Consider the following 25116-nt stretch of genomic DNA (forward strand, 5'->3'; position numbering starts at 1 on the left):
CGTGTCTGAGACTGAGATTCTTGAGCGCATCCGCGCGATCTTCAAGGAAAACTTCGCGATCGAGCCGGAGCGCGTGACACCCGACGCTCATCTGTTCGACGAGCTCGATCTCGACAGCATCGACGCGGTCGATCTCGCGATCAAGCTGCAGGAAATGACCGGCCGCCGCATCAAGCCGGAGGACTTCAAGTCCGTGCGCACGGTCGGCGACGTGATCGACGCGGTCGAATCGCTGCTCGCGGCGCAAGGCTGATGCCGCCCGCGCGCCCGCGCCCGCAGATGTCAAAGCCACGCCCCGCCGCAAGCGAATCCGGCACGCGCCTTCACTGGAGCAGGACCGCCGTGCAGGTGCCGCTGAGACTTGCTTACCCTGCGCTGATTTTGTGCGCATGGCACTGGGACGCGCCGCGTCTCGTCGGCTGCTTGCTGCTCGCGACTGTATGGCTGCAGCGCTGGGCCGGCGGCGGTCCGGTCGCGATGCCGCTGCGCCAGTTGTCCGCGCTCGACTGGGGCGTGGTGATGCTGCTGAGCTGCGCGTCGGTGGCGATCGTCGTCACCGATAGCGAGCTGCTGCTGCGCTTCTATCCGTCGCTCGTCAATCTCGGTTTGCTGATCGCGTTCGGCGCGACGCTCGTGCGCGGGCCGTCGATGATCGAAAAATTCGCGCGCCTCGGCAGCCCTGAACTGCCGCCGGGCGCGGTGCGCTATACGCGGCGCGTGACCCAGGTCTGGTGCGGCTTTTTCATGCTGAACGGGGTGTTTTCCGCCTATACCGCGCTCGATTGGAGCCGCGCGAGCTGGTCGCTGTACAACGGCGCCGTCGCGTATGGGCTGATCGGCGCGCTGCTTGCCGGCGAGTACGTGTGGCGGCGCCTCTTCATGCTGCCGCGCGCCGCGCGGGCGGGTTCGGAGGCGGCCTGGTGATCGCGTTGCACGATCTGTTGTCGCCCGACGCCGCGCTCGTCGCGGGTGATGCGCTTGCCGCACCGGTGTGCCGCGACGGCGCGGTGCTGCTCGATCGTGCGGCGTTTCGCGCGCGCGTCGAGGGCTTGGTCGAGCTCGTGCGCATGCACGACGCGCCACGCTGCGCGGTCTGTATCGACGATCCGTTTGAGTTCGCCTGCGCATTGTTCGCGCTGCTCGCGTGCGGCAAGGAGCCGGTGATCCCGGCCAATGCGACGCCGGGCTATCTCGCCGATCTCGCGGGCGCCTACGACTTCATGCTGACGGACGCGGATCTGCCGCCGTTCGTCGCATCGGCGCATGCACATGCCGCCGCTAGCGCCGCCTACCTGATCGACCCGCACGCGCCGCTCACGCTCTACACGTCGGGCAGCAGCGGCACGCCGAAGCCGATTCGCAAGACGCTCGCGCAATTCAACGCTGAAGTGCACACGCTGGAACTGCAGTGGGGTGGGTTGCTCGGCAACGCGACGATGCTCGCGAGCGTGCCGCATCACCACATCTACGGCCTGCTGTTTCGCGTGTTGTGGCCGCTCGCGGCCGGCCGCTCGTTCGATCGCGCGATCGGCATGGAGCCGCAGCAGCTGCAGGCGCGCATCGCGCAATGCGGCGCGACGGCGATCGTGTCGACACCCGCGCAACTATCGCGCTGGCCCGCGTTGCCGGGCTTCGCCGCGCTGACGCCCGCGCCGCGCGCGTTCTTTTCGTCGGGTGGTCCGCTCGCGGCCGACGCCGCGCAGCCCTATGCGGCGAGCTTCGGCGCGGCGCCGCTCGAAATCTACGGCAGCACGGAAACCGGCGGGATCGCGTGGCGGCGCCAGGATCAGGGCGACGCGTGGCAGCCGGTCGCCGGCGCCGAGCTGCGCCGCGACGACGACGGCGCGCTGTGCGTGCGTTCGCCGCATCTCGATCACGACGGCTGGCATCGCACGGGCGACCGCATCGCGTTCGATGCCGACGGGCGCTTCCGTTTGCAAGGGCGCCTCGACCGCGTGCTGAAGCTCGGCGGCAAGCGCGTATCGCTGCCGGAACTCGAGGCGCGTCTCGCGCTGCATCCGTTTGTCGCGCAAGCGGCGCTGGTGCCGCTCGACGGCGCATCGCGCGAACGGGTCGGCGCAGTGGTCGCGCTGAGCGAAGCGGGCAGCGCGGCGTTGCGCGACGAAGGCCGCGTTGCGCTCGCGAAAACGCTGCGCCGGCATCTGGCCGACTACTTCGATGCGGTCGTGCTGCCGCGTCACTGGCGTTTTCGCATCAGTCTGCCGTTCGACGCGCGCGGCAAGCTGCCCGCCAGCGCGGTGGCCGCCGCGTTCGCGCCGCGCGCCGAGGGCATGGAAGTGCTCGCCGAAACGCGCGACGGCGACACGCTGCACTACGTGCTGCGCGTGCCGCCGTCGCTCGTGCATTTCGCCGGCCACTTTCCGGGCTTGCCGATTCTGCCGGGCGTCGTGCAGGTCGACTGGGCGGCGCGACTCGCGGCCGGGCATTGGCCGCGGGCGCGCGAGGTGGCGTCGGTCGACCGCTTGAAGTTCATGGCGCCGGTGTCACCCGGTGCGGTGCTCGAACTCACGCTCGCGTACGAGCTCGAGCGTCGGCGCGTGCAGTTCGCGTACCGGCTCGACGGACGCGAATGCGCGTCGGCCGTGCTCGTGCATCGGGAGGACGCATGATCGAGTTCGCGCCCTGCATCGTCATTCCGATCTACAACCACAAGGACGCGATCGGCGCGACCGTCGCGCATCTCGCGGTGCACGGCCTGCCGATGTTCGTCGTCGACGACGGCAGCGACGAGCCGACCCAGCAGGTGCTCGCCGGGCTCGCGCGGCAGTACGCCGGACAGATGACGCTGCTGCGTCTGCTCGAAAACGGCGGCAAGGGTGCGGCGGTGATGGCGGGCCTGCGCGCGGCGCGCGCCGCGGGCTACACGCACGCGCTGCAGATCGACGCCGACGGCCAGCACGACGCGGCCGACGTGCCGCGCTTCATCGACGCGGCGCGCACTGAACCCGCTGCGGTGATTCTCGGCCGTCCGGTCTACGACGACAGCGTGCCGAAGGCACGTCTGTATGGCCGCTATCTGACCCACGTGTGGGTGTGGATCGAGACGCTGTCGCTGACGATCCGCGATTCGATGTGCGGCTTTCGTCTGTATCCGCTCGCGCTCGCGTGCGAGCTGATCGACACCGTGCAGCTGCCGACGCGCATGGACTTCGACATCGAGATCCTCGTGCGTCTGTACTGGCGGCGCGCCGCGTTCCGCTCGATCGCGACGCGCGTCACCTATGCGTCCGACGGCGTGTCGCATTTCGACGTGCTGTGGGACAACGTGCGCATCAGCCGCAGCCATACGCGGCTCGTGTTCGGCATGCTGTCGCGCCTGCCGATGCTGCTCGCGCACAAGGTGATGCCGCGCCGCGGCGTGGTGGCCGACGACATCGATGAAGCCCAGCCCGAAGCATGGTGGCGTCTCGCCGAACGCGGAAGCCACCTCGGCATGAGCCTGCTCGCGCTCAGCTGCAAGCTGTTCGGGCGCCGCTTCACCGCGCTGTGGCTGCATCCGATCGTCGCGTATTTTCTGCTGACGGGCCGCGCCGCGCGCGCCGCGTCGGGCAACTACTTCACGCGTCTGAACGCGGTGGCGCCGTCGGTGGATACGCCGCGTCCGGGCTGGCTGTCCGCGTATCGCCATATGCTCGCGTTCGCGCAGTCGGGCTTCGACAAGCTCGCCGCGTGGAGCGGCCGCGTCAACGAAACCGATGTGACGTTCGACGATCCTTCGGCGTTCGAAGCACTGAGCGCGAGCGGCAACGGTGCGCTCGTGATCGGCGCGCACCTCGGCAATCTGGAGATGATGCGCGCGCTCGCCGTGCGCGGTGAGCACGCGAAGGTCACGGCGGTCGTCTACACCGAGCACGCGCGCCGCTTCAATCGCGTGCTGGCGTCGTCGAATCGCGACTTCGCGCGGCATCTGCTCGAGGTCGGCGACTTTGGTCCCGAGACGGCGGTGCTGATGCAACAACGTATCGATGCGGGCGAGCTGCTGGTGATCGTCGGCGATCGGGTGCCGGCGCGCGAAGCGGGACGCACCACCGACGCGCAATTTCTCGGCGCGAGCGCGCCGTTCGCGCAAGGGCCGTACGTGCTCGCGCATGCGCTCGGCTGTCCGGTCTACCTGTTTTTCTGCCTGAAGGAACGCGACGGCTATCGCATGTACTTCGAGCCGTTCGCCCAGCGCATCGAGCTGCCGCGCCGCGAACGCGCGCAGCATCTGGCCGCGTGGGCGCAACGCTACGCGCTGCGCCTCGAACACTATTGCCGCAAGGCACCTTATCAATGGTTCAACTTCTTCGATTTCTGGGCCAGCCCCAAGCGAGGCGCGAATGGCCGAACATGATCTGAACGATGTGCGGCCCGCATGCGGTGTGGCGAATGCCGACGTCGCTGCTCATGCCGATTGCACGCCGATCGTCGTCGGTGCACGCCGGCTGACGATCGAAGAGGTCGTCGCGATTGCGCGACGGCGGGCGTCTGTCGCGCTGAGTGACGATCCCGCATGGCGCGCGCGCATTGAGCGCGGCGCCGCGTTCCTGCGCCGCCAGTTGGCCGCCGGCGCGACCGTGTACGGCGTCAACACTGGGTACGGCGACGCCTGCGTGGTCGACGTGCCGATGGCGCTCGTCGAGGCGTTGCCGCTGCAACTGACGCGGTATCACGGCTGCGGCATGGGCGCCTATCTCGACGACGCGCAAACGCTCGCGGTGATCGCCGCGCGCCTCAATTCCCTCGCCTATGGCTTTTCGGGCGTGCGTACGGTGCTGCTCGAACGCCTCGCAGCCCTGATCAATCATCGCGTGTTGCCGCGCATTCCGTCCGAGGGTTCGGTCGGCGCGAGCGGCGATCTGACGCCGCTGTCCTACGTGGCGGCCGCGCTCGCGGGCGAGCGCGACGTGCAGTACGCCGGCGGGTTGCGCGCGGCGCGCGACGTGTGGACCGAGCTGGGTGTCGAGCCGCTGACGCTCGCGCCGAAGGAAGGCCTCGCGCTGATGAACGGCACGGCCGTGATGACCGGCCTCGCCTGTCTCGCGGTGGTGCGCGCGGAGCACCTGACGCGGCTTGCCGCGCGTTTGACCGCGCTGTCGACCGTCGCGCTCGACGGCCGTGCCGCGCACTTCGACGCGACGCTGTTCGAGGTGAAGCCGCACGCGGGCCAGGCCGAAGCGGCCGCGTGGATCCGCGCCGATCTGGCCGGCCGCGCCGACACGCCCGGGCATCGCCTGCAGGACCGCTATTCGATTCGCTGCGCGCCGCACGTGATCGGCGTCGCGCGCGATGCGCTCGGCTGGGTGCGGCGCGACGTCGAAAACGAGCTGAACAGCGCGAACGACAATCCGCTCGTCGATCCCGACAACGAACGCATTTTGCACGGCGGCAACTTCTATGGCGGCCATATCGCGTTCGCGATGGATGCACTGAAAGTCGCCGTCGCGAATCTGGCGGATCTGATGGACCGGCAGCTCGCGTTACTCGTCGATGTCAACTTCAACAACGGCTTGCCGCGCAATCTGTCGGGCGCGGCGCCCGAACGCGCCGCGATCAATCACGGCTTCAAGGCCGTGCAGATTTCGTCGTCCGCATGGACCGCCGAGGCGCTGAAGAACACGATGCCCGCGAGCGTGTTTTCGCGCTCGACCGAGGCGCACAATCAGGACAAGGTCAGCATGGGCACGATCGCCGCGCGCGATTGCCTGCGCGTGCTCGAATTGACGGAACAGGTCGCCGCCGCGCACACGCTCGCGACGGTGCAGGCCGTGCATTTGCGCTTGTGCATCGACAGTGCGACACCGGTGCCCGCGCCGCTGCGCGCGTTTGTCGACGACGTCGGCGCGCGCTCGCCGTTCGTCGCCGAGGACCGCGCGCTCGAAGGCGAGTTGCGCGCGTTGACCGCGCGCATTGCCGGGTGCGAACTGCTGGACAGGGACGACTATCGCGAGGGAGCCAACGCATGAGCGACGCCGCGAAACTGAACCAGGTGCTGACTGCCAGCGCGACGCTCGAAGTGCCGTTTCACGACGTCGACGCGATGAACGTGTGCTGGCACGGCAATTATCTGAAGTACTTCGAGATGGGCCGTGCGGCGCTACTGCGCGCGTTCGACTACGACTATCGCGAGATGCGGGCGTCCGGCTATCTGTGGCCGATCGTCGAGGCGCATCTGAAATACGTGCGGCCGGCCGTGTACGGACAGACCCTCGAAGTGCGCGCCCAACTGCTCGAATACGAAAACCGCCTGAAAATAGACTATGAAATCGTCGATTGCGCGTCGGGCACGCGGCTCACGAAGGGCTATACAATCCAGGTCGCCGTCGATGCCGCCACCGAGGAATTGCAGTTCGTGTCGCCGCCGGTCGTATTCGACAAGCTGGAGCGTGTATGGGGACGATGAATCGCCGTGCGCTGACAGTGGTCGTGTCACGGCTCGCGGGGGTGATCGGCGTGATGGGGGCGCTCGCATTGCCCGCGGGGTCGGCCGCTGCGGCTACCGCAAGCAACCCAGCCCCGACCAACGAGTCCGCCAACAGTGCCGCCAACAACGCCAACGCCGCGCTGGTCTCGCAGATCGCCGCGCATCTCGCGCAACCCAAGGGCGTGCGCGCGCGATTCACGCAGACGCAGACGCTCGCCGCGATGAAGCAGCCGCTCGTCAGCAACGGCACGTTGCTGTTCTTCCGCGAGCGCGGCGTGATCTGGCAGATCGACACGCCCTACAAGTCCACTTACGTGATCACCGACGCTAACGTCGCGCAGCTCGACGCCAGCGGCCATCGCGTCAGCACCCATAGCGCGCAGGCCACGCGCGGCGTCGCGCAGGTCTCGAAGATGATGCGCGCGATGCTCGGCGGCGATCTGTCGGCGCTGTACTCGCAGTTCGACGTGAGTGCCGAAGGCAACGCCGCGCAATGGCGCATGCGACTCACGCCGAATCAACCGCAGCTCGCGCAGTCGATCAAGGGCCTCGACATGAGCGGCGGCGATTATCTGCAAAGCCTGCGCATCACGCTCGCGAACGGCGACGTGACGAAGCTCGAGTTCGCCGACAGCACGGCCGTCGCCGAGCCGACGCCGGACGAGCTCAGCCTGTTCGGAGCACCGTGATGGCGGTGCCGCAGCAGCGAGCCGCGAAACAGGCCGCGAAACAAGCCGCAAAGCGCGCATGGGGCGTGCGTGCCGCATGGCTCGCGCTCGCGCTGCTGGCGGCGCTCTATTGCGGTTGGCGCTTCGCGGGAGCGTCGCCGCTCGAAACCAATCTGCTCGCACTGCTGCCCGCAACCGAAGCGGACCCCGTCGCCGAAAAAGCGGTCGACACGCTCGCCGGCGCGCTCGGCGACCGCACCGTGCTGCTGGTCACGAGCCGCGACGATGCACACGCAAAAGCGGCCGCGAAGCAACTGGGCGCGTCGTTGCGAAAGAGCGGCGCATTCGCATCGGTGACGGCCGAGCTGCCGCCGTTCGACCTGTCACAGATCGCGGCGCTGTATCTGCCGTATCGCTTCGGCCTGCTCGCGCCGGCCGATCGCAGCGCGCTCGCGAGCGCCAGCGCAACGACGCTGCACGACCTGCTCGCGCAACGCATCTATAGCCCGCTGCAAGGCGGCCTCAGCACCCAGCTCGCCGACGATCCGTTCGGCTGGCTCGAACGCTGGCTCGGCAATCTGCCGCTCGCGACGTCGAATCTCGAAGTCGAGGACGGCCTGCTCGTGGCGCACCGTCACGACGCGCAGGGCGACACGACCAGCGTGCTGATCGTCGCGACGCTGCCCGGCTCCGCCTACGAAACGAAGACGCAGCAGGCGGTGCGCGCGGTGCTCGCCGATGCGCAAAGCAGCTTGCGTCAGACGTTCCCCGACGTATCGCTGGCGCGCACCGGCGCCGTGTTCTATGCCGAGGCCGCGCGCAGCGCATCCGAACGCGAAGTGCACGTCATCGGTATCGCGTCGCTGTGCGGCATCGCGCTGCTGATGACGTGGGTGTTCCGCTCGCCGCGTCTATTGCTGCTTGGCTTCGTATCGACGGCGCTCGGCATCGTCTGTGCGCTCGCGGCGACGCTGCTGGTGTTCGGCAAGCTGCATCTGTTGACGCTCGTGTTCGGTGCGAGCCTGATCGGCGAGGCGGTCGACTATTCGATCCAGTATTTCGTCGTCTACCTCGGCGCGGGCCGCGACTGGGAGGCGCGGCGCGGCGCGCGCACGGTGCGGCCCGCGCTCAGCGTTGCGCTCGCGACGAGTCTGCTCGGCTACGCGATCCTGATCTGGGTGCCGTTCCCCGCGTTGAAGCAGATCGCGTGTTTCGCGATGGTGGGCATCACGACCGCGTTCGTGTCGGTGCTGTCGCTGCTGCCCGCGCTGCTCACGCGCGCGCCGAAGCGCAGCCCGCAACGCGTGTTCGCGGGCGCGGCGCGGCTGCTCGTGCGCTGGCAGCAGGCGCTCGGCGGCAAACGCGCGTGGCTGGTCGCGGCGCTGCTGCTGATCGCGGCGGTGCCCGGCTGGCTGCGTCTGACGAGCGACGACGACGTTCATCTGCTGATCCAGCGCGACGCGTCGCTGGTCGCGCAGGAAGACACAGTGCGCGCAGCGGTCGGCGTCGATAACAGCGCGCAGTTTTTCGTCGTGCGCGGCGCGACGCAGGAAGCGGTGCTGCAACGCGCCGAAGCGCTCGGCGCGCAGCTCGATGCGCTGAACGGCACCGCGGATAGCGTCGGCGGCTATCAGTCGGTCGCGCAGTTCGTACCGTCCGCGCAGCGTCAGAACGACGATCGCGCGCTGCTCGCGCAGCACGCGTTCCACGACCCCGCCGCCTTGCGCGCGACGCTGCTGCAAGCCGGCTTCAAGGACGAAGTCGCCGATGCGTGGCTCGCCGCGTTCGCGAAGCCGGCAGCGCCGCTCACCGTCGAGCGCTGGCTCGCGGCGCCCTGGTCGCAGCCGTATCGGCATCTGTGGCTCGGCGCGGTGGGATCGAACCGGGCGAACCGAGCGCATGCGCCGGCAGGCTACGCCGCCGTCGTGATCCCGCAAGGCGTGACGCCGCGCAACGAGCCTGCGCTGATCGCGCTCGCGCACGGCTTACCCGGCATCGTGTTCGTCGACAAGGCCGGGAGCGTGTCGAAGCTGTTCGGCGCCTATCGCGTGGACACCGGCTGGTGGTTGGGCGGCGCGCTCGCGCTGGTGTGCGCGCTGCTGATGCTGCGCTACGGAGCGCGCGGCGGTATCGCGACGACTTTGCCCGTGCTGCTCGCGCTCGGCGTCGCGTTGGCGGTGTTCGGCTATGCGGGCGTGCCGCTCAATCTGTTCAACTGGCTCGCGCTGATGCTGGTGCTCGGCGTCGGCGCAAACTATGCGGTGTTTCTGCGCGAAGGCTGTTCGCGCGCGGATGCGAATCTCGGCGCGGTGTGGACCGGCGTGTTGCTGTCGGCGGCCACCGCGTTGTTGTCGTTCGGCATGCTCGGCATCAGCGCGATGCCCGCGCTCAGAAGCTTCGGCACGACGCTCGCGCTCGGCATCGCGGTCGCGGTGCTGCTTGCGCCTATCGGCATGCCATCGGAATCACGGAGGGCGGCATGAACGCGCCATCAGTTTATTTGCACGCGCTCGGCATGATCAACGCGCTCGGCGGCGATGTCGACGAGATCGTGCCGGCGCTCGCCGCCGCGCGCTCGCGCGGCATGGGCAACGTGCATACCGGCATCGGCGATGCGTTCGTCGGCAGTGTGCTTGCGCCGCTCGATCTCGCGCCGCGCGCCGATCTCGCGCGCTACGACTGCCGCAACAACCGGCTGCTGCTCGCGGCGCTCGCGCAGATCGCGCCCGCGATCGAAGCCGCGCGCGAGCGCTACGGCCCTGAGCGCATCGGCGTCGTGCTCGGCACCAGCACGTCGGGCATCGAGGCGGCCGAGAGCGCGTTCGTCTATCACGCGCAAGCCGGCGAATTGCCGGGCAGCTTCAACTACCGGCAGATGGAAATCGGCACCGCCGCGCCATTCGCGGCCGCCGCGCTCGACCTGCAGGGGCCGGCGTTCACGATTTCGACGGCCTGCACGTCGAGTGCCAAGGCGTTCGCGTCGGCGCGTCGGCTGCTGCAATTGCGGTTGTGCGATGCGGTTGTCGTCGGTGGCGTCGATTCGCTATGCGAGTTGACCGTGCAGGGCTTCGCGTCGCTCGAATCGACCAGCCGCGTGCGCACCAATCCGATGAGCCGCAACCGTTGCGGCATCAACGTCGGTGAGGGCACGGCCGTGTTCCTGATGAGTCGCGATGAAGCGGCGGTGCGGCTCGCGGGTCTCGGCGAATCGAGCGACGCGCATCATATTTCGGCGCCGGACCCGCACGGCGTCGGCGGCGAAATCGCGTTGCGCGAGGCGCTGGCGGACGCGGGCATCGCGGCGTCGGCGGTGGGCTATGTGAATCTGCACGCGACCGCCACGCAGAAGAACGACGACATGGAAGCGCATCTGATGGCGCGCGTATTCCCCGACGGCGTCGCCGCGAGCGGCACCAAGCCGCTCACCGGCCACCAGCTCGGCGCGGCCGGGGCGACCGAAGTGGGCTTCGCGTGGCTCACGCTCGCGCGCGAGAACGCGACGTTGCCGCCGCATCTGTGGGACGGCGAGGCCGATCCCGCGCTGCCCGCGCTCGACCTCGTCGACGGCACGCGCTATTTGCCGCGCGGCACGGCCACGCAGTACGCAATGAGCAACTCGTTCGCATTCGGCGGCAGCAATGTCAGCCTGATTCTGGCCCGGTAACACGCATGACGACTTCTCTGCTGACCGACGCGCAACTCGCGCGGCAACCGATCGAGGCGATGATCCCGCATCGCGGCAGCATGCTGCTGCTCGATGCGATCGACAGGTTCGCCGACACCACATTGAGCGCGTTCGCCAACGTCGACCCGCATGCATGGTATGCGGACGCCGCCGGCGCGATGCCCGCATGGATCGGCATCGAGGTGATGGCGCAAGCGATCGCCGCGCACGTCGCGCTCATCGCGATGCGCGCCGGCGGCCACGCGCGTGCCGGCGTGCTGCTCGGCTCGCGCAGCTATCGGGCGCTGCAACCGGCGTTCCGAAGCGGCGCGCGTTTGCGCGTTCAGGTCAGCGAACTGCTTCGCAGCGAAGCAGGCCACGGCGCCTACGAATGCACGCTCGACGACGACGGCGGCGTGCGCTGCGCAGAAGCCGTGATCAAGGTGTTTCAACCGCCCGATTTTCAGTCATTCATCGAAGGGAGTGTCAGTTCATGAGCCGGCGAGTTCTCGTTACCGGCGCAAGCCGCGGCATCGGCCGCGCGATTGCGTACAAGTTGGCCGCCGACGGCTTCGCCGTGACCGTGCATTGCCGCACGGGACGCAGCGAAGCCGACGCGGTCGCGACGGGCATCGCCGCGCAGGGCGGCATCGCGCGGGTGCTGCAATTCGACGTGCGCGAGCGCGCCGCGTGCCGCGAGGCGCTCGAAGCGGACGTGGCCGCGCACGGTCCCTACTACGGCATCGTGTGCAGCGCGGGCGTCACGCGCGACGCCGCGTTCCCGGCACTCACCGAAGAAGACTGGGACGTCGTGATCGAAACCGGCCTCGACGCGTTCTACAACGTCGTACATCCGCTGACGATGCCGATGGTGCGCGCGCGCCAGGGCGGACGCATCGTGACGATCGCGTCGGTGTCGGGCGTGATGGGCAATCGCGGCCAGGTCAACTACAGCGCGGCGAAGGCCGGACTCATCGGCGCGAGCAAGGCACTCGCGGTCGAGCTCGCGTCGCGCAATATCACCGTCAATTGCGTCGCGCCGGGGCTGATCGAGACCGGCATGCTCGAACAGATGACGCTCGATCACGCGCTGAAGACCGTGCCGATGAACCGCGTCGGCCAGCCGGCCGAGGTCGCGTCGGTCGTGAGCTTTCTGATGTCGGATGGCGCGTCGTACCTGACGCGCCAGGTGATCGGCGTGAACGGCGGGATGATCTGATGAAGCGCGTCGTCATTACCGGCATGGGCGGCGTGACCGCGTTCGGCGATAGCTGGGACGCGGTCGAAACCCGCCTGAAACGCGGCGAGAACGCGGTGCGGCGCATGCCCGAATGGGACTACTTCGCGTCACTGCATACGCGGCTCGCGTGTCCGCTGCCCGAGTTCACGACCCCCGCCCATTACCCGCGCAAGAAGGTGCGCTCGATGGGCCCGGTATCGCTGTACTCGGTGCGCGCGAGCGAATTCGCGCTCGCCGACGCGGGCCTTGCCCACGACACCCGCATCGCCGACGGCCGCATGGGCGTCGCGTACGGGTCGTCGTCGGGTTCCGTGCAGCCGATCCGCGCGTTCGGCTCGATGCTCGAAACCGGCTCGATGAGCAACGTCACGTCGAACAGCTACGTGCAGATGATGCCGCACACGACGGCCGTCAACGTGAGCCTGTTCTGGGATCTGAAAGGCCGCATCATCCCGACCTCGTGCGCATGCGCGTCGGGCAGCCAGGCGATCGGCTACGCGTACGAGGCGATCCAGTCCGGCAAGCAGACGCTGATGCTGGCAGGCGGCGCGGAAGAGTTATCCGGCCCGGCGGTGGCCGTGTTCGACACGCTGTACGCGACCAGCACGCGCAACGGCGAGCCGCATCTGACGCCGCGTCCGTTCGATGCCGCGCGCGACGGCCTCGTGGTCGGCGAGGGCGCGGCGACGCTGGTGCTCGAAGAATACGAGCACGCGCTGGCGCGCGGCGCACGGATTCACGCGGAGGTCGTCGGCTTCGGCTGCAACTCGGACGGCGCGCACATGACGCAACCGACCGCCGACACGATGGCGCTCGCGATGCAACTCGCGCTGCGCGACGCGCAATTGCCGCCCGAGGCGATTGCCTATGTGAACGCGCACGGCACCTCGACCGATCGCGGCGACATGGCCGAAAGCCACGCGACCGCGCAGACCTTCGGTGCGCGCATGCCGATCAGCTCGCTGAAAAGCTATATCGGTCACACGCTCGGCGCGTGCGGCGCGATCGAGGCGTGGTGGACGATCGAGATGATGAAGCGCAACTGGTACGCGCCGACGCTGAATCTCGAGAACGTCGATCCGGCCTGCGCGCCGCTCGACTACATCGTCGGCGGTGCGCGCGAGATCGACGCCGAGTACGTGATCAGCAACAACTTCGCGTTCGGCGGCATCAACACGTCGCTGATTTTCCGGCGCGTTCGATGAGCGTCAGCCTGCAACGCGTAGTCGTGACCGGCATGGGCATCGTGTCGTGCCTCGGCAATACGCTCGACGATGTCTCGACTGCCTTGCGCGCTGGGCGCTCGCGCGTCGAGCGGATCGATGCGTGGCGCGAGCGCGGGTTTGCGTCGCAGGTGGCCGGCGTCGCGTCGGTCGCGCGCGAGGCGCCATTCGAGCGCAAGCTCGAACGCTTCATGGGCGACACCGCGCGCTTCGCGTGCCACGCGGCGCAACGTGCGATCGACGATGCCGGGCTCGCCGTCGCGGCCTTGCAGTCGCCGCGCGCGGGCGTCGTGATCGGCTCGGGCGTCGGCGCGATGGCGAGCTACGACGCGGCGCTCGCGATCGCGCAAACGCGCGGCGTCGACAAGGTGCCGCCGTACACGGTGCCGCATGCGATGAGCAGCACCGCGTCGGCGAACGTCGCGCAGACATTCGGGCTCGAAGGCGTCAGCTATTCGCCATCGTCGGCATGCACGACATCGGCGCTCGCGATCGGTCAGGCGATGCAACTGATCCAGACCGGGCGGCAGCAGATCGTGCTCGCGGGCGGCAGCGAAGCGCTGCACGACAACATGACGCTGATGTTCGACGCGATGGGCGCGCTGTCGCGCCGCTTCAATGACACGCCTGACCGCGCATCGCGGCCGTACGACACGCAGCGCGACGGTTTCGTGATTGCGTCGGGCGGTGGCGTGCTGGTGCTCGAAGCGCTCGATCATGCGCTCGCGCGCGGCGCGCGCATCTACGCGGAGCTGACGGGCTTCGGCGATTGCACGGATCGCGCGGGCATGGTCGCGCCTCGCGCGGCCGGCATCGCGCGCGCGATGCGCGGTGCGCTCGGACCGGCGGGCCGCCGTCCCGACTACGTGAACACGCATGCGCCGTCGACACCGCTCGGCGATCTCGAAGAACTGCACGCGTTGCGCGACGTGTTCGGCGCATCGGGCCAAGGGGTGCCGGCGTTTTCGTCGACCAAGGGCATGACCGGGCATTCGCTTGGCGCGTGCGGCGCGCACGAAGCGATCTATACGCTGTTGATGATGCGCGACGGTTTTATCGCGGGGACGGCCGAGGTCGACGCGCCGGAGCCGCAAGTGCGCGACATGCCGCTCGCGCGCACCGCGCGCGATGCAAGCATCGACACGGCGATGTCGATTTCATTCGGGTTCGGCGGCAGTTGCGCGAGCCTGATGTTCGAAGCGTGGCGAGCGTTTGAGCCAGCTGCACCGACTCGCCACGATCACTGGCCGCGCAACGCGTGAGCGGCCGCAAATGCGTAGACAGGGAAGAGGATAAGAATGAAAAAGTTTTCTTTGGTGGGTGCGATGTTGGTGGTGGCATTGGCGCAGGCCGGCTGCGGCACGGAAGTGAAATCGTTGCCGTTCACGGCGTCGGGTGGCGAATCGCGCGGCGAGGTGCCGGTGTACTTCGGCGATCAACCTCACCAGCCGGTGAAGACGCGGCTCGGCGAAGTGTCGTACTCGGTGCGCATTGCGCGCAAGATGTCCGAGCCGAACGAAGCGTGCCACCTGGCGCTCGCCGAAGCGGTCGGCAAGCTGCGCGCCGCGGCGCGCGAGCGTCACGCGAATGCGGTGATCGACGTGTCGACGCGCTTTCATGGCACCGAAACCGACTCGTCGAGCGACTTCACCTGCGGCGTGAGCCCGAGCGCGGCCGCGATCGCGGTGCGCGGCCAACTGGTGGTGCTGGACGCGGGCTGACTTTGAGTCAGGCTTCGCCAGTTTTCACGGCCGCGACATTGACCAGCGTCTCGCGACGCTTGCCGGGTTGCGGCCGGTACAAACCGAATCGTTCGAGCAGACCGAAGTCTGTCGCGCGGCTCCACCACAGGTACGGCAGCGAAACATGGTGAGAGCCGAAGCTGAAGCCGCCGCGGCGGATCATGTCGAGATAGCCGTCGGCGCTCTTTTGCACCTGCATTGGATGACGAAACAACAGCCGGATCACCCACGACTTGATGTACGCATCGGTCGATTCCGCGAACAGCAGCACGCCCCCGGGTTTGAGCACGCGGTGGAACTCGGCGAGCGCGCGCTCCTGCTCGACGAGGTGATGGAAGGTCTGATGGCAGAACACGATGTCGGCGCTCGCATCGGGCAGCGGCAGTTGCGCGCAGTCGCCATGCAGCAGTTCGATGTCGGCGAGCGTCTCGCGGCAGGCGTGCGCGGCCCGCGCGGCGAGCGTCAGCGACGGTGCATGAAAATCGATGCCGACGATGCGGCGTGGTCGGAACGCCTCAGCGAGCAGGCGAAACGAAATGCCTTGCCCGCAGCCCGCATCGACGATGACCGGCGCGTCGGGCAATGGCGCATCGATCAGGCGCTTCAGATCGTTGATCGCGACCCGCAACACGTGGTGCTCCCACGTGTGCGTGCGCAGGAACCAGATGCCAAAGGCCGTCTCCGGCACAAAGGGCACACTGGACAGTTCGGATGACGGCACGATGCACTCCCCGGCGAAACGTCGTTGTTGGTGTGGAGGGAGGATTGTATCGACAAGACGCTGCATTGCGCGACGTTGCGCGGTGCGCGACCCCCCCGCATGCGTTGCAGCAACGCGTGCAAATCGTTGGAGCAGTGAATTGAATAGCGATACTTCAATGCGGACCGTGGTCGATGTCGCGATCATCGGTGCCGGTCCGGCCGGCTCGGTGGCTGCCGCGCTGTTGCGTCAAGCAGGCCGCTCGGTGCTGGTGCTGGAGCGTCAGCACTTTCCGCGCTTCTCGATCGGCGAGAGCCTGTTGCCGCAAAGCATGGCGTACCTCGAAGAGGCCGGCATGTTGCAGGCCGTCGTCGAGGCGGGCTTCCAGTACAAGAACGGCGCGTATTTCGTGTATCGCGACCAGAGCTCGTCGTTCGACTTTCGCGATAAGTATTCGCCGGGCTGGGGCACCACGTATCAGGTCGAGCGCGCGCTGTTCGACGACGTGCTGATTCGCTGCGCGGCCGCGCAGGGCGCCGACGTGCGTTTCGGCCACACGGTGAGCGCGGTGTGCACCGATACGGCGCCGCTGCTCGACGTCTCCGATGAAGCGGGGCACGCGTATCAGGTCGAAGCGCGTTTCGTGCTCGATGCGAGCGGTTTCGGGCGCGTGCTGCCGCGCCTGCTGCAGCTGGAGACGCCGGCGCGGATGCCGACGCGCGCCGCTCTCTTCACGCATGTGCGCGATGGTCTGGCTCCCGACGACATCGATCGCAACAAGATTTGCATCGCCACGCATCCCGAGCGTCGCGACGTGTGGTTCTGGATGATTCCGCTCGCGGGTGGCCGTGCTTCGGTGGGGTGTGTCGCCGAGGCGAGCTTTCTCGATGTGCCGCAAGCGCAGCGCGAGGCGACGCTGCGCGCGCTGATCCAGCAGGAGCCGACGCTGAACCTGCTGATCGGCCAGGCGCCGTTCCTGATGCCGGTGCGGCAGATCGGCGGTTATGCGGCGAACGTCGCGAGCCTGCACGGGCCGGGCTATGCGTTGCTCGGCAACGCGGGCGAGTTTCTCGACCCGGTGTTTTCGTCGGGCGTGACGATCGCGCTGCGCTCCGCGCATCTGGCGGCGCGCACGCTGAACCGGCAGCTCGACGGCAACACGGTCGACTGGTCAGCCGATTACGACGTGCCGTTGCGCAAGGGCATCGATACGTTCCGCGCGTTCGTCGAGCGTTGGTACACGGGCGAGCTGCAGGACATCATCTACTACCCGGAGCAGACACCGACGATTCGTCGCATGATCTGCGCGGTGCTCGCCGGTTATGCGTGGGACGAGTCGAATCCGTATGTCGCGGACCCGGTGCGGCGGCTCAACGCGTTGCACGAGGTGTGCAAGCCGGGCTGAGGCGCGGCCCGGTTCGCATCGGCGTGAAGCCAGCCTCCAGCCAACCTCAGGCCGCGACGACGCGCCCCGGCACGCGCTGGCGCGCGTCGTCGCGGCGATGCACGCACTTGCCGGCCGCATACGTTTCATACACGGCGCGATCGTCACCGAGCAGCGCGAATGCGAATAGCAGCTCCTCGAGCGATTCGCGCCGCGCGGTGCGGCGCGCGAGCAGCGGCGTCGCCCGCGGATCGAGCACGACGAAGTCCGCTTCCGAGCCGTCCCTCAGCGTGCCGATCTTGTCGCCGAGATCGAGCGCTTCGGCCGCGCCGGCGGTCGCGAGATAGAACATGCGCGTCGCCGTCAGATGATGGCCGCCGAGGCGCGCAACCTTGTGCGCTTCGTTCATCGTCTGCAGCATCGAGAACGACGTGCCGCCGCCGACGTCGGTCGCGAGCGCGATCGGCATGCCGGCCGAGTCGGCCTTGTCGAAGTCGAACAGGCCGCTGCCGAGGAACAGGTTCGAGGTCGGGCAGTGCGAGGCGAGCGCGCCGGTTTGCGCCATGCGCTTGCGGTCCTCGTCGTCGAGGTAGATGCAATGGCCGTACACCGCGCGACGGCGCAAGAGCCCATAGTGATCGTAGATGTCGAGATAGCTGCGGTGGCCGGGGAACAGCTCGGCGACCCATTTCACCTCGTCGGAGTTCTCGGCCACGTGGCTCTGAATGAACACGTCCGGATGCAGCCGCGCGAGCGCGCCGCACGCTTCGAGTTGCGCCTCGGTCGAGGTCGGCGCGAAGCGCGGCGTCAGCGCGTACATCTGGCGGCCGCGATCGTGCCAGCGGCCGATCAGCTCGGCGCTGTCGTCGTAGCCCGATTGCGCGGTGTCGCGCAGGAACGCGGGGCAGTGGCGGTCCATCAGCACCTTGCCCGCGACCATGCGCAGATTGCGCGCTTCGCTCTCGGCGAAGAGGGCGTCGGCGGATTCCTTGTGCACCGTGCAGTACACGAGCGCGGTCGTCGTGCCGCAGGCGAGCAGTTCGTCGAGGAAAAAGCTCGCCGTGTCGCGGGCCTGCGCGATGTCGGCGAAGCGGCGCTCGGTTGGGAACGTGTACGTGTCGAGCCACGGCAGCAGACCCGGCGCCGGCGACGCGATCATGTCGGTCTGCGGATAGTGGATGTGGGTATCGATGAAGCCCGGCACGATCAGCTTGTCGCGCCGCTCCACGACCTGCGTGCCGGGCGCGAGCCGCGACGCGAGCGCCGCATACGCGTCCGCCGCGACGACGCGGCCGTCTTCCACGATCAGGAGACCGTCCTCGTGGAACACCGCGGCGTTCGGCGCGTGCGCCGGATCGCCGTTGAAGGTCAGCAGAGGGGCGCGGAATGCCGCTTGCGCCGCTTGCGCGGTATGAGCCGATTCAGTCATGGAAAAGCTGTCTCCGAATGTTGAAAGCTGGGCGGCGCGGGCAGCGGCAGCGGCTTCCCGGTTCGGGTCGTTGCCGTTTGCCCGAACGAAGCGAAGCCGCCGGCCGCCGACCTCGGTCGAGGCCCGTCAGTTGAAATCCGTCGGCGCGCGGCTCAGTGCCGCCAATGCGCGTCGAGCTTGCCGATCAGCATCGCGCGTTCCTCGGGCGTCACGAAAGAGGCCTCGAAGCCGTTGCGGATGATCGTGTAGACCTCGGCGTCGTCGAGCTTCAGCGCGTCGATCGTCGCCAGATAGTTCGCGTTCACGTAGCCGCCGAAATAGGCCGGATCGTCGGAATTGACGGTCACCGCGACGCCGCGATCGAGCAGGTCTTTCAGCGTGTGTTTGGTCAGGTCGTCGAACACGCACAGCTTCAGGTTCGACAGCGGGCACACGGTCAGCGCGACGCGCGTGTCGGCGAGGCGCGTGACGAGCGCCGGATCCTCGATGCTGCGCACGCCGTGATCGACGCGGTCGACCTTCAGCACGTCGAGCGCCTCGTAGATGTAGGACGGCGGGCCTTCCTCGCCCGCATGCGCGACGAGCTTCAGACCGAGCGCGCGCGCCTTCGCGAACACGCGCTCGAACTTCGACGGCGGATGGCCGCGTTCCGACGAATCGAGCCCCACGCCGATCAGCCGATGCTCGTACTGCTCGAACAGCGGCAGCGCTTCGTCGAAAGTGGCGAGCGCATCGTCCTCGGACAGATGGCGCAGGAAACACAGGATCAGCTTGCTCGACATGCCGCGCTTCTCCGCCTCGGCGAGCGCGCGTTCGATGCCGGCCACGACGGTCGCGATTCGCACGCCGCGCTCGGTATGCGTCTGCGGGTCGAAGAAGATTTCGCTATGCACGACGTTGTCGGCGAGACAGCGCTCGACGTAGGCCATCGTCATGTCGTAGAAGTCCTGCTCGTGCAGCAGCACGCTCGCGCCCGCATAGTAGATGTCGAGGAACGATTGCAGGTCGGTGAACGCATAGGCGGCGCGCAAGGCTTCCACCGAGTCGTAGGCGAGCTTCACGCCGTTGCGTTGCGCGAGCGCGAAAATCAGCTCCGGTTCGAGCGAGCCTTCGATGTGGATATGCAGCTCGGCCTTCGGTGCGCGCGCGGTTTTGTCGGCGAGCGTAACGGGGGAAACGGGGGTAGCGGTTGTCGGGTTCATCGTGGTTTGGAATTGTGTGGTGGGTAACGAGCGGCGCCGGCCGCGTATCAAACCGCCTGCGTCGGGTGGCGCGCACCCGCGTTCGCCTCGACGGCTTGCAGCAACTGCGCGGCCGCCGAGATCGCGATGACCTCGGGCGACTTGTCGACGATGCCGTCGACGCCGAGCGGACACTTCATCCGCGCGATCCGCGCCGGATCGATGCCGCGAGCCGCGAGCCGATGCTCGAACTGCTTGCGCTTGGTATGCGAGCCGATCATGCCGAAGAACGCGAAGTCGCCGCGCCGCAGGATGCGTTCGGCCAGTTCGAGATCGCGCGCGTGGTTGTGCGTCATCACGACGAAGTACGTGTTCGGCGCGGCCTGATCGATCGCCTCGTCGGGTGCGTCGTTCGCGTCGATCATCACGTTCGCCGCGTGCAGCGCATCGAGCGACGGAAACTGCGCGTCGCGCTCGTCGACCCAGCGCACCGTGCAAGGCAGTGTCGCCAGCACGCGCACGAGCGCCGCGCCGACGTGACCGGCGCCGAACAGCACGACGGCGAATTCGCCTGGCGCGATGGTTTCGGTGAGGAGCGCGCTGCTGTCGTCGAAACCGGCGCCGTCCCACAGCAGACAGTCGGCGCCGTCGATGCCGGGCTCCGGTTCGGACAGCATCACCGCATCCGGCGCGGGGCCGAACGATACGCTACGCACCGTCGATTGCCCCGCCACGAGGCGCTTGGCGAGCGACGTGAGCCAGCCGAGATCGCCGACGTCGAGCCGCTCGAACGCGAGGATCACGGCGCCGCCGCAGCACTGGCCGAGGCTCGGCCCCAGCGCGAAGCGTTCGAGCCGCCGCATATGCGGCGCGCGCATGCCGTCGCGCAGCACCTGGCGCGCGGTCTCGATCGCCTTCCATTCGAGGTGGCCGCCGCCAATCGTATGCTTGGCCGCCTCGCGCGTGACGATCATCTTCGTGCCGGCTTCGCGCGGCGCCGAACCTTCGACGCGCGCGACCGTCACCAGCACGGCGGCGTCGCCATGCGCGAGCAGATGTTGCAGGTCAGTGAGCCAGGCTTGCATCCGGCGATTCTCCGTGGGGGGCCGCGTGGGGCGTTTCCGCGGCGGGTTGCGTGTTTGTGTCGGTGCTATCGGGGTGCGCGGCGGCTTCGGTCGAATCTGCGTTCTGCGACGCGTTCATCGCACTCAACGTGTCCAGCGCATCGAGTATCGCCTCGGGCGTCGCCGGCGCGCGCAACGGCGGAGCATGTCGCGCGCCCGGCACTGCGGCCGCGATCGCGTCGCGAATCGCGAGAAACACCGAAAACGGCAGCAGCAACGGCGGCTCGCCGACCGCCTTCGAGCGGAACACGGTCGGCTCGGCGTTGCTGTTGTCGTAGAGCCGAACGTGGAACGCGGCGGGCGTGTCGCTGACCGCGGGAATCTTGTACGTCGACGGCGCGTGCGTCATCAGGCGGCCGTCGCGGTTCCACCATAGCTCTTCAGTGGTGAGCCAGCCCATGCCCTGAATGAAGCCGCCTTCGATCTGGCCGAGATCGATCGCCGGATTGATCGACTGGCCCGCGTCGTGCAGCACGTCCGCGCGCACGAGCTTCCACTCGCCGGTCAGCGTATCGACGACGACCTCCGACACCGCCGCACCATACGCGAAGTAATAGAACGGATGACCGGTCAACGACTTCGCATCCCAATGCACTTTCGGCGTCGCGTAGAAGCCGTCCGACCACAACTGCACGCGCGCGAGATACGCGGCGTTGACGATCTGTTCGAACGGCAGCGCGCCGCCGTTCACCGACACGCTGCCGCGCGCGAATTGCACGTCGTTGGCGTCGCCGCCGAGCTGGCGCGCCGCGACTTCCGCGAGCCGCGCGCGGATCGTCCGCGCGGCGGCTTCGGCGGCCATGCCGTTCAGGTCGCTGCCGGTCGAGGCCGCGGTTGCCGACGTGTTGGCGATCTTCGAGGTATCGGTCGCGGTCACCCGGACGCGCGATAATGGCAAGCCGAACTGATTCGCGACAACCTGCGCGACTTTCGTGTTGAGCCCCTGGCCCATCTCGGTGCCGCCGTGATTGACGAGCACGGAGCCGTCCTTGTACACGTGCACGAGCGCGCCGGCCTGATTCAGGAACGGCACGTTGAACGAGATGCCGAACTTGACCGGCGAAAACGCGAGGCCGCGTTTGAGCACGGGACTCTTCGCATTGAATTCGGCGAGTGCCGCGCGACGCGCGCGGTAGTCACTCGAATCTAGCAGCGCGTCGGTCAGCGGCGCGATGATGTTGTCTTCGACGCGTTGTCCGTACGGCGTCGTATCGCGTTCGCCGACGCCGTAGTAATTCGCGAGCCGCACGTCGAGCGGATCGAGCCGCAGCTCGCGCGCGATGCCGTCGAGCAGCACCTCCATCACGAGCGCGCCCTGCGGTCCGCCGAAGCCGCGAAACGCGGTGTTCGACTGCGTATTGGTCTTGCAGCACAGCGCGACGATATCGACGTCGGACAGGTAGTACGCGTTGTCGAAGTGGCACACCGCGCGCGTCGCGACCGCGCCGGACAGATCCGCGGAATAGCCGGCGCGCAATGCGATTTCGACGCGCACGCCAAGCAGGCGGCCTTGCTCGTCAAAGCCCGCTTCGTACTCGTAGACCGCATCGTGGCGCTTGCCGGTGATCAGAAAGTCGTCGTCGCGATCGGCGCGCAGCTTGACCGGGCGACGCAGGCGTTGCGCCGCAAGCGCGGCCACGCACGCGAACAGCGCCGATTGCGATTCTTTGCCGCCGAAGCCGCCGCCCATGCGCCGGCATTCGCAGACGACGTTATGCGCGGGCCAGTCGAGCATGTGCGCGACGACCTGCTGCATTTCGCTCGGATGCTGCGTCGAGCTGTAGACGAGCATGCCGTCCATTTCCTTCGGCACCGCATAGGCGATCTGGCCTTCGAGATAGAACTGCTCCTGGCCGCCGACCTCGAACGTGCCGGCCAGTCGATGCGGCGCGGCGGCGATCTTCGCGTCGGGGTCGCCGCGCCGCAGATGCAGTGGCGGCAGCACGAACTGCTTCGCGGCTTTCGCATCGGCGGCGGTGAGGATCGCGTCGAGCGGCTCGTAGCGGATCACGTCGTCGCTTTTCGCGAGCGCGGCGGCGCGACGTGCGAGTTCGTGGCTCTCGGCGATCACCGCGAAGACCGGCTGGCCCAGATAGAGCACTTCGCCGTCGGCGAGGATCGGATCGTCGTGGAGCACCGGGCCGCAATTGTTTTCGCCGGGGATATCGTCGGCGCTCAGCACTGCGATCACGCCGGGCGCGTTTCTCACTGCGTCGAGATCCATCGACACGATGCGCGCATGTGCATGGCGCGACAGGCCGAGCGCCGCGTGCAGCGTGCCGTGCAGCTCGGCGATGTCGTCCGTGTAGGTCGCTTCGCCGCTCACGTGCAGCGCGGCGGATTCGTGCGGCAGTGGTACGCCGATCGACGCGTCCTCGCGTTGATCGGCACGCGCGTCCGCGCGTTCGATAAAGGCATCGGTCCGGTTCATCACGGCGACTCCTTCACGACGGCTGCGTCCGCCTCGAACGCGAACGCGTTCACGTCGCAGAGCGCGAGCGGCGCGTCGTCGCGCGTTTCGAGGTAGAAGCGCCACAGCAGATTGCGCGCGACCTTCAGCCGATACGCGCTCGACGCGCGCATGTCGGTGAGCGGCTGGTAGTCGGCGGCGAGCGCGTCCATCGCGCGACGGGCCGTCGGTTCGTTCCACGCCGCGCCGTTGAGCGCGGCTTCGGCATGCGCGGCCCGCTTCGGCGTCGCCGCCATGCCGCCGAACGCGACCCGCGCCGCGCGGATCGTCCCATCTTCCGCGACGTGCAGCGCAAACGCCGCGCACACCGCCGAGATGTCCTGGTCGTAACGCTTCGCCACCTTGTAGGTGCGAAACCGCAGCGCGCCGGCCGGGCGGGGCACGCGCAGCGCGCTGACGAATTCGCCTTCGGCGAGCGCGGTCTTCTGGTAGCCGAGGTAGAACGCGTCGAGCGGCAGGGTGCGGGTCGTGCGATCGCGGCGCAGCACGACCTCGGCGCCGAGCGCGAGCAGTGCCGGCATCGAATCGCCGATCGGCGAGCCGTTCGCGACGTTGCCGCCGAGCGTGCCCGCATTGCGGATCGGTAGCGATGCGAAGCGCGTCCACAGTTCGGCGAGCTCGGGGTAATCGGCGGTGAGCGCCGCGTACGCGTCTTCGAGTGTGACCGCTGCACCGATTGTCAGCGTTTGCGCATCGTGCGCGATCGCCTTCAACTCCGCGACGTTGCCGGTGTACAGCAGCTCGTCGAGATCGCGGAACTGCTTGGTGACCCAAAGCCCGACGTCGGTGCTGCCCGCAACGATGCGCGCGTCCGGATGCTGCGCGCGCAGCGTCGCGAACGCGTCGAGCGTGAGCGGGGCGTGGAAGGTGGGCGAGCCGAAGGCGGCGCCGCGTGCGTTGGGTGCGCTGTATTCGAACGTGTCTTCGCGTTGCAGCGTGCGCAGCGTGGCCGCGATGGCCTCGCGGTCGAGCGCGACGCGCGGATGCTGCGCGTAGTCGAACATCTTCTGCGCGGCGTCGATGATCGGCCGGTAGCCCGTGCAGCGGCACAGGTTGCCGGACAGCGCGGCGTCGATTTCATGGCGGGTCGGCAGGCCGGCGGCGACGGGCTGGTTTTCGTAGAGCGCCCACATAGACATGACGAAGCCGGGTGTGCAGAAGCCGCATTGCGAACCGTGACAGTCGACCAGCGCCTGTTGCACCGGATGCAGCGCGCCGTTCGCGGCGCGCAGGTCTTCGACGGTGAAGAGGGCGCGGCCGTCGAGTGTCGGCAGGAACTGGATGCAGGCGTTGACCGCCTTCAACGTGAGATCGCCGCGCGCATCGAGTTCGCCGATCACGACCGTGCATGCGCCGCAGTCGCCTTCCGCGCAGCCCTCCTTGGTGCCGGTGCAGCGTAAGTCCTCGCGCAGGTGCTGCAGCACGGTGCGCGTCGCCGGAACGCCCGTGACCTCGCGGACGGACCCCTGGTGGTAGAAGCGGATGGTTTGCGTTGTCATGGCGAATCGGAAGACAGTGCGGACCGGGCGCGCGTTACGCATGGGGTCGCAAAAGCCGGCCTCGCGCACGTAGATCGCCATCCTTATCCAAAGATAGCACTACCCCGGCCCGAAAATATTTCCTGTGTCGCATGAAGCTCATGCGGCGGCGGTCATGATGCCGGTACGATTCGCGCCGAGGCGAGAAGTTGCGTGCGCCGGAGCGGGGACCGACAGGAACGGCGCGCGATCGCGGAACGTCGCGTAGAAAAAACGCCGGACTTCGGTGCCCAGCATGGGCAACACGAAGTCCGGCGCCATTGGCGATGCGAATCGGTAAGCGCCCTGGCGGCGAGTTCGGCGCTTCAGGCGGTGTTCGAAGCTCGCTC

Annotated in this window: 22 protein-coding genes; 15 read left to right on the plus strand and 7 right to left on the minus strand. The window is 68.0% G+C overall.

Translation table 11 applies throughout. The features are described 5' to 3' along the window. Window position 1 precedes the first annotated feature (1 nt). From OKW45_RS17105 to OKW45_RS17170, 14 genes are read left to right on the plus strand one after another with little or no spacing between them, the layout of a single operon-like run. Window positions 2–253, plus strand: a complete 252-nt coding sequence (locus OKW45_RS17105) for an acyl carrier protein (protein WP_018421433.1) — start codon at window positions 2–4, stop codon at window positions 251–253. Next, window positions 253–924 (plus strand): COG4648 family protein, encoded by a 672-nt coding sequence (locus tag OKW45_RS17110; protein WP_429470024.1) that lies wholly within the window; start codon window positions 253–255, stop codon window positions 922–924. The genes OKW45_RS17105 and OKW45_RS17110 overlap by 1 nt, the downstream gene beginning before the upstream one ends. Continuing rightward, complete coding sequence (locus OKW45_RS17115) at window positions 921–2630, plus strand: ApeI family dehydratase (protein ID WP_429473297.1); 1710 nt, start codon at window positions 921–923, stop codon at window positions 2628–2630. The genes OKW45_RS17110 and OKW45_RS17115 overlap by 4 nt, the downstream gene beginning before the upstream one ends. Continuing rightward, window positions 2627–4354, plus strand: a complete 1728-nt coding sequence (locus OKW45_RS17120) for a glycosyltransferase family 2 protein (RefSeq protein ID WP_429470026.1) — start codon at window positions 2627–2629, stop codon at window positions 4352–4354. Before OKW45_RS17115 ends, OKW45_RS17120 begins: the two co-directional genes overlap by 4 nt. Further along, window positions 4341–5966, plus strand: coding sequence for an HAL/PAL/TAL family ammonia-lyase (locus OKW45_RS17125; protein ID WP_429470028.1), 1626 nt, complete (start codon window positions 4341–4343; stop codon window positions 5964–5966). Before OKW45_RS17120 ends, OKW45_RS17125 begins: the two co-directional genes overlap by 14 nt. Further along, window positions 5963–6403, plus strand: a complete 441-nt coding sequence (locus tag OKW45_RS17130) for an acyl-CoA thioesterase (protein WP_429470030.1) — start codon at window positions 5963–5965, stop codon at window positions 6401–6403. The genes OKW45_RS17125 and OKW45_RS17130 overlap by 4 nt, the downstream gene beginning before the upstream one ends. After that, complete coding sequence (locus OKW45_RS17135; RefSeq protein WP_429470032.1) at window positions 6391–7113, plus strand: outer membrane lipoprotein carrier protein LolA; 723 nt, start codon at window positions 6391–6393, stop codon at window positions 7111–7113. The genes OKW45_RS17130 and OKW45_RS17135 overlap by 13 nt, the downstream gene beginning before the upstream one ends. Next, a complete protein-coding gene (locus OKW45_RS17140) occupies window positions 7113–9575 on the plus strand; it encodes an MMPL family transporter (RefSeq protein ID WP_429470034.1) in 2463 nt (820 codons plus the stop codon). The genes OKW45_RS17135 and OKW45_RS17140 overlap by 1 nt, the downstream gene beginning before the upstream one ends. After that, window positions 9572–10756 carry a beta-ketoacyl-[acyl-carrier-protein] synthase family protein gene (locus OKW45_RS17145; RefSeq protein ID WP_429470036.1) on the plus strand — a complete coding sequence of 395 codons (1185 nt, stop codon included), beginning with the start codon at window positions 9572–9574 and terminating at the stop codon, window positions 10754–10756. Before OKW45_RS17140 ends, OKW45_RS17145 begins: the two co-directional genes overlap by 4 nt. Window positions 10757–10761: 5 nt before the next feature. Further along, a complete protein-coding gene (locus OKW45_RS17150; RefSeq protein ID WP_429470038.1) occupies window positions 10762–11253 on the plus strand; it encodes an ApeP family dehydratase in 492 nt (163 codons plus the stop codon). Beyond that, window positions 11250–11975, plus strand: a complete 726-nt coding sequence (locus OKW45_RS17155) for a 3-ketoacyl-ACP reductase FabG2 (RefSeq protein ID WP_429470040.1) — start codon at window positions 11250–11252, stop codon at window positions 11973–11975. Before OKW45_RS17150 ends, OKW45_RS17155 begins: the two co-directional genes overlap by 4 nt. Further along, on the plus strand, window positions 11975–13201 hold the full coding sequence (locus tag OKW45_RS17160; RefSeq protein ID WP_429470042.1) for a beta-ketoacyl-ACP synthase: 1227 nt from the start codon (window positions 11975–11977) through the stop codon (window positions 13199–13201). Before OKW45_RS17155 ends, OKW45_RS17160 begins: the two co-directional genes overlap by 1 nt. Beyond that, window positions 13198–14481 carry a beta-ketoacyl-[acyl-carrier-protein] synthase family protein gene (locus tag OKW45_RS17165; RefSeq protein WP_429470044.1) on the plus strand — a complete coding sequence of 428 codons (1284 nt, stop codon included), beginning with the start codon at window positions 13198–13200 and terminating at the stop codon, window positions 14479–14481. Before OKW45_RS17160 ends, OKW45_RS17165 begins: the two co-directional genes overlap by 4 nt. Before the next feature lie 36 nt (window positions 14482–14517). After that, complete coding sequence (locus OKW45_RS17170) at window positions 14518–14940, plus strand: signal peptidase (RefSeq protein WP_429470046.1); 423 nt, start codon at window positions 14518–14520, stop codon at window positions 14938–14940. Between the two features lie 7 nt (window positions 14941–14947). Here the strand turns inward: OKW45_RS17170 and OKW45_RS17175 are convergent, their stop codons facing one another. Further along, window positions 14948–15682, minus strand: coding sequence for a class I SAM-dependent methyltransferase (locus tag OKW45_RS17175; protein WP_429470048.1), 735 nt, complete (start codon window positions 15680–15682; stop codon window positions 14948–14950). Between the two features lie 157 nt (window positions 15683–15839). Here OKW45_RS17175 and OKW45_RS17180 point away from each other — a divergent pair, with 157 nt between their 5' ends. Further along, window positions 15840–17066, plus strand: a complete 1227-nt coding sequence (locus tag OKW45_RS17180) for an NAD(P)/FAD-dependent oxidoreductase (protein WP_429473299.1) — start codon at window positions 15840–15842, stop codon at window positions 17064–17066. Window positions 17067–17112: 46 nt separating this feature from the next. Here the strand turns inward: OKW45_RS17180 and guaD are convergent, their stop codons facing one another. From guaD to OKW45_RS17210, 6 genes are all read right to left on the minus strand, one after another. After that, a complete protein-coding gene (gene guaD, locus OKW45_RS17185; protein ID WP_429470050.1) occupies window positions 17113–18474 on the minus strand; it encodes a guanine deaminase in 1362 nt (453 codons plus the stop codon). A 152-nt stretch (window positions 18475–18626) separates the two neighbouring features. Next, window positions 18627–19676 carry an adenosine deaminase gene (locus tag OKW45_RS17190; RefSeq protein ID WP_429470052.1) on the minus strand — a complete coding sequence of 350 codons (1050 nt, stop codon included), beginning with the start codon at window positions 19674–19676 and terminating at the stop codon, window positions 18627–18629. 47 nt (window positions 19677–19723) lie between these two features. Next, window positions 19724–20740, minus strand: coding sequence for a xanthine dehydrogenase accessory protein XdhC (gene xdhC, locus OKW45_RS17195; protein WP_429470054.1), 1017 nt, complete (start codon window positions 20738–20740; stop codon window positions 19724–19726). Beyond that, the gene (gene xdhB, locus OKW45_RS17200; protein WP_429470056.1) at window positions 20721–23210 is read right to left on the minus strand and encodes a xanthine dehydrogenase molybdopterin binding subunit; all 2490 of its coding nucleotides are present in this window, start codon (window positions 23208–23210) and stop codon (window positions 20721–20723) included. Before xdhB ends, xdhC begins: the two co-directional genes overlap by 20 nt. Next, window positions 23210–24748, minus strand: coding sequence for a xanthine dehydrogenase small subunit (gene xdhA, locus OKW45_RS17205; RefSeq protein ID WP_429470058.1), 1539 nt, complete (start codon window positions 24746–24748; stop codon window positions 23210–23212). The genes xdhB and xdhA overlap by 1 nt, the downstream gene beginning before the upstream one ends. 138 nt (window positions 24749–24886) lie before the next feature. After that, complete coding sequence (locus tag OKW45_RS17210; protein ID WP_018421412.1) at window positions 24887–25048, minus strand: hypothetical protein; 162 nt, start codon at window positions 25046–25048, stop codon at window positions 24887–24889. Between the last annotated feature and the right edge of the window lie 68 nt (window positions 25049–25116).

Source organism: Paraburkholderia lebeckiae (assembly GCF_050436225.1).
In the GTDB taxonomy this organism is placed as follows: domain Bacteria; phylum Pseudomonadota; class Gammaproteobacteria; order Burkholderiales; family Burkholderiaceae; genus Paraburkholderia; species Paraburkholderia tuberum.

Coding starts and splice junctions, on each gene's coding strand:
- OKW45_RS17110 (WP_429470024.1), top strand. CDS start 253: ATGCCGCCCGCGCGCCCGCGCCCGCAGATGTCAAAGCCACGCCCCGCC.
- OKW45_RS17120 (WP_429470026.1), top strand. CDS start 2,627: ATGATCGAGTTCGCGCCCTGCATCGTCATTCCGATCTACAACCACAAG.
- OKW45_RS17125 (WP_429470028.1), top strand. CDS start 4,341: ATGGCCGAACATGATCTGAACGATGTGCGGCCCGCATGCGGTGTGGCG.
- OKW45_RS17130 (WP_429470030.1), top strand. CDS start 5,963: ATGAGCGACGCCGCGAAACTGAACCAGGTGCTGACTGCCAGCGCGACG.
- OKW45_RS17135 (WP_429470032.1), top strand. CDS start 6,391: ATGGGGACGATGAATCGCCGTGCGCTGACAGTGGTCGTGTCACGGCTC.
- OKW45_RS17140 (WP_429470034.1), top strand. CDS start 7,113: ATGGCGGTGCCGCAGCAGCGAGCCGCGAAACAGGCCGCGAAACAAGCC.
- OKW45_RS17145 (WP_429470036.1), top strand. CDS start 9,572: ATGAACGCGCCATCAGTTTATTTGCACGCGCTCGGCATGATCAACGCG.
- OKW45_RS17150 (WP_429470038.1), top strand. CDS start 10,762: ATGACGACTTCTCTGCTGACCGACGCGCAACTCGCGCGGCAACCGATC.
- OKW45_RS17155 (WP_429470040.1), top strand. CDS start 11,250: ATGAGCCGGCGAGTTCTCGTTACCGGCGCAAGCCGCGGCATCGGCCGC.
- OKW45_RS17160 (WP_429470042.1), top strand. CDS start 11,975: ATGAAGCGCGTCGTCATTACCGGCATGGGCGGCGTGACCGCGTTCGGC.
- OKW45_RS17165 (WP_429470044.1), top strand. CDS start 13,198: ATGAGCGTCAGCCTGCAACGCGTAGTCGTGACCGGCATGGGCATCGTG.
- OKW45_RS17170 (WP_429470046.1), top strand. CDS start 14,518: ATGAAAAAGTTTTCTTTGGTGGGTGCGATGTTGGTGGTGGCATTGGCG.
- OKW45_RS17180 (WP_429473299.1), top strand. CDS start 15,840: ATGCGGACCGTGGTCGATGTCGCGATCATCGGTGCCGGTCCGGCCGGC.
- guaD (WP_429470050.1), bottom strand. CDS start 18,474: ATGACTGAATCGGCTCATACCGCGCAAGCGGCGCAAGCGGCATTCCGC.
- OKW45_RS17190 (WP_429470052.1), bottom strand. CDS start 19,676: ATGAACCCGACAACCGCTACCCCCGTTTCCCCCGTTACGCTCGCCGAC.
- xdhC (WP_429470054.1), bottom strand. CDS start 20,740: ATGCAAGCCTGGCTCACTGACCTGCAACATCTGCTCGCGCATGGCGAC.
- xdhB (WP_429470056.1), bottom strand. CDS start 23,210: ATGAACCGGACCGATGCCTTTATCGAACGCGCGGACGCGCGTGCCGAT.
- xdhA (WP_429470058.1), bottom strand. CDS start 24,748: ATGACAACGCAAACCATCCGCTTCTACCACCAGGGGTCCGTCCGCGAG.
- OKW45_RS17210 (WP_018421412.1), bottom strand. CDS start 25,048: ATGGCGCCGGACTTCGTGTTGCCCATGCTGGGCACCGAAGTCCGGCGT.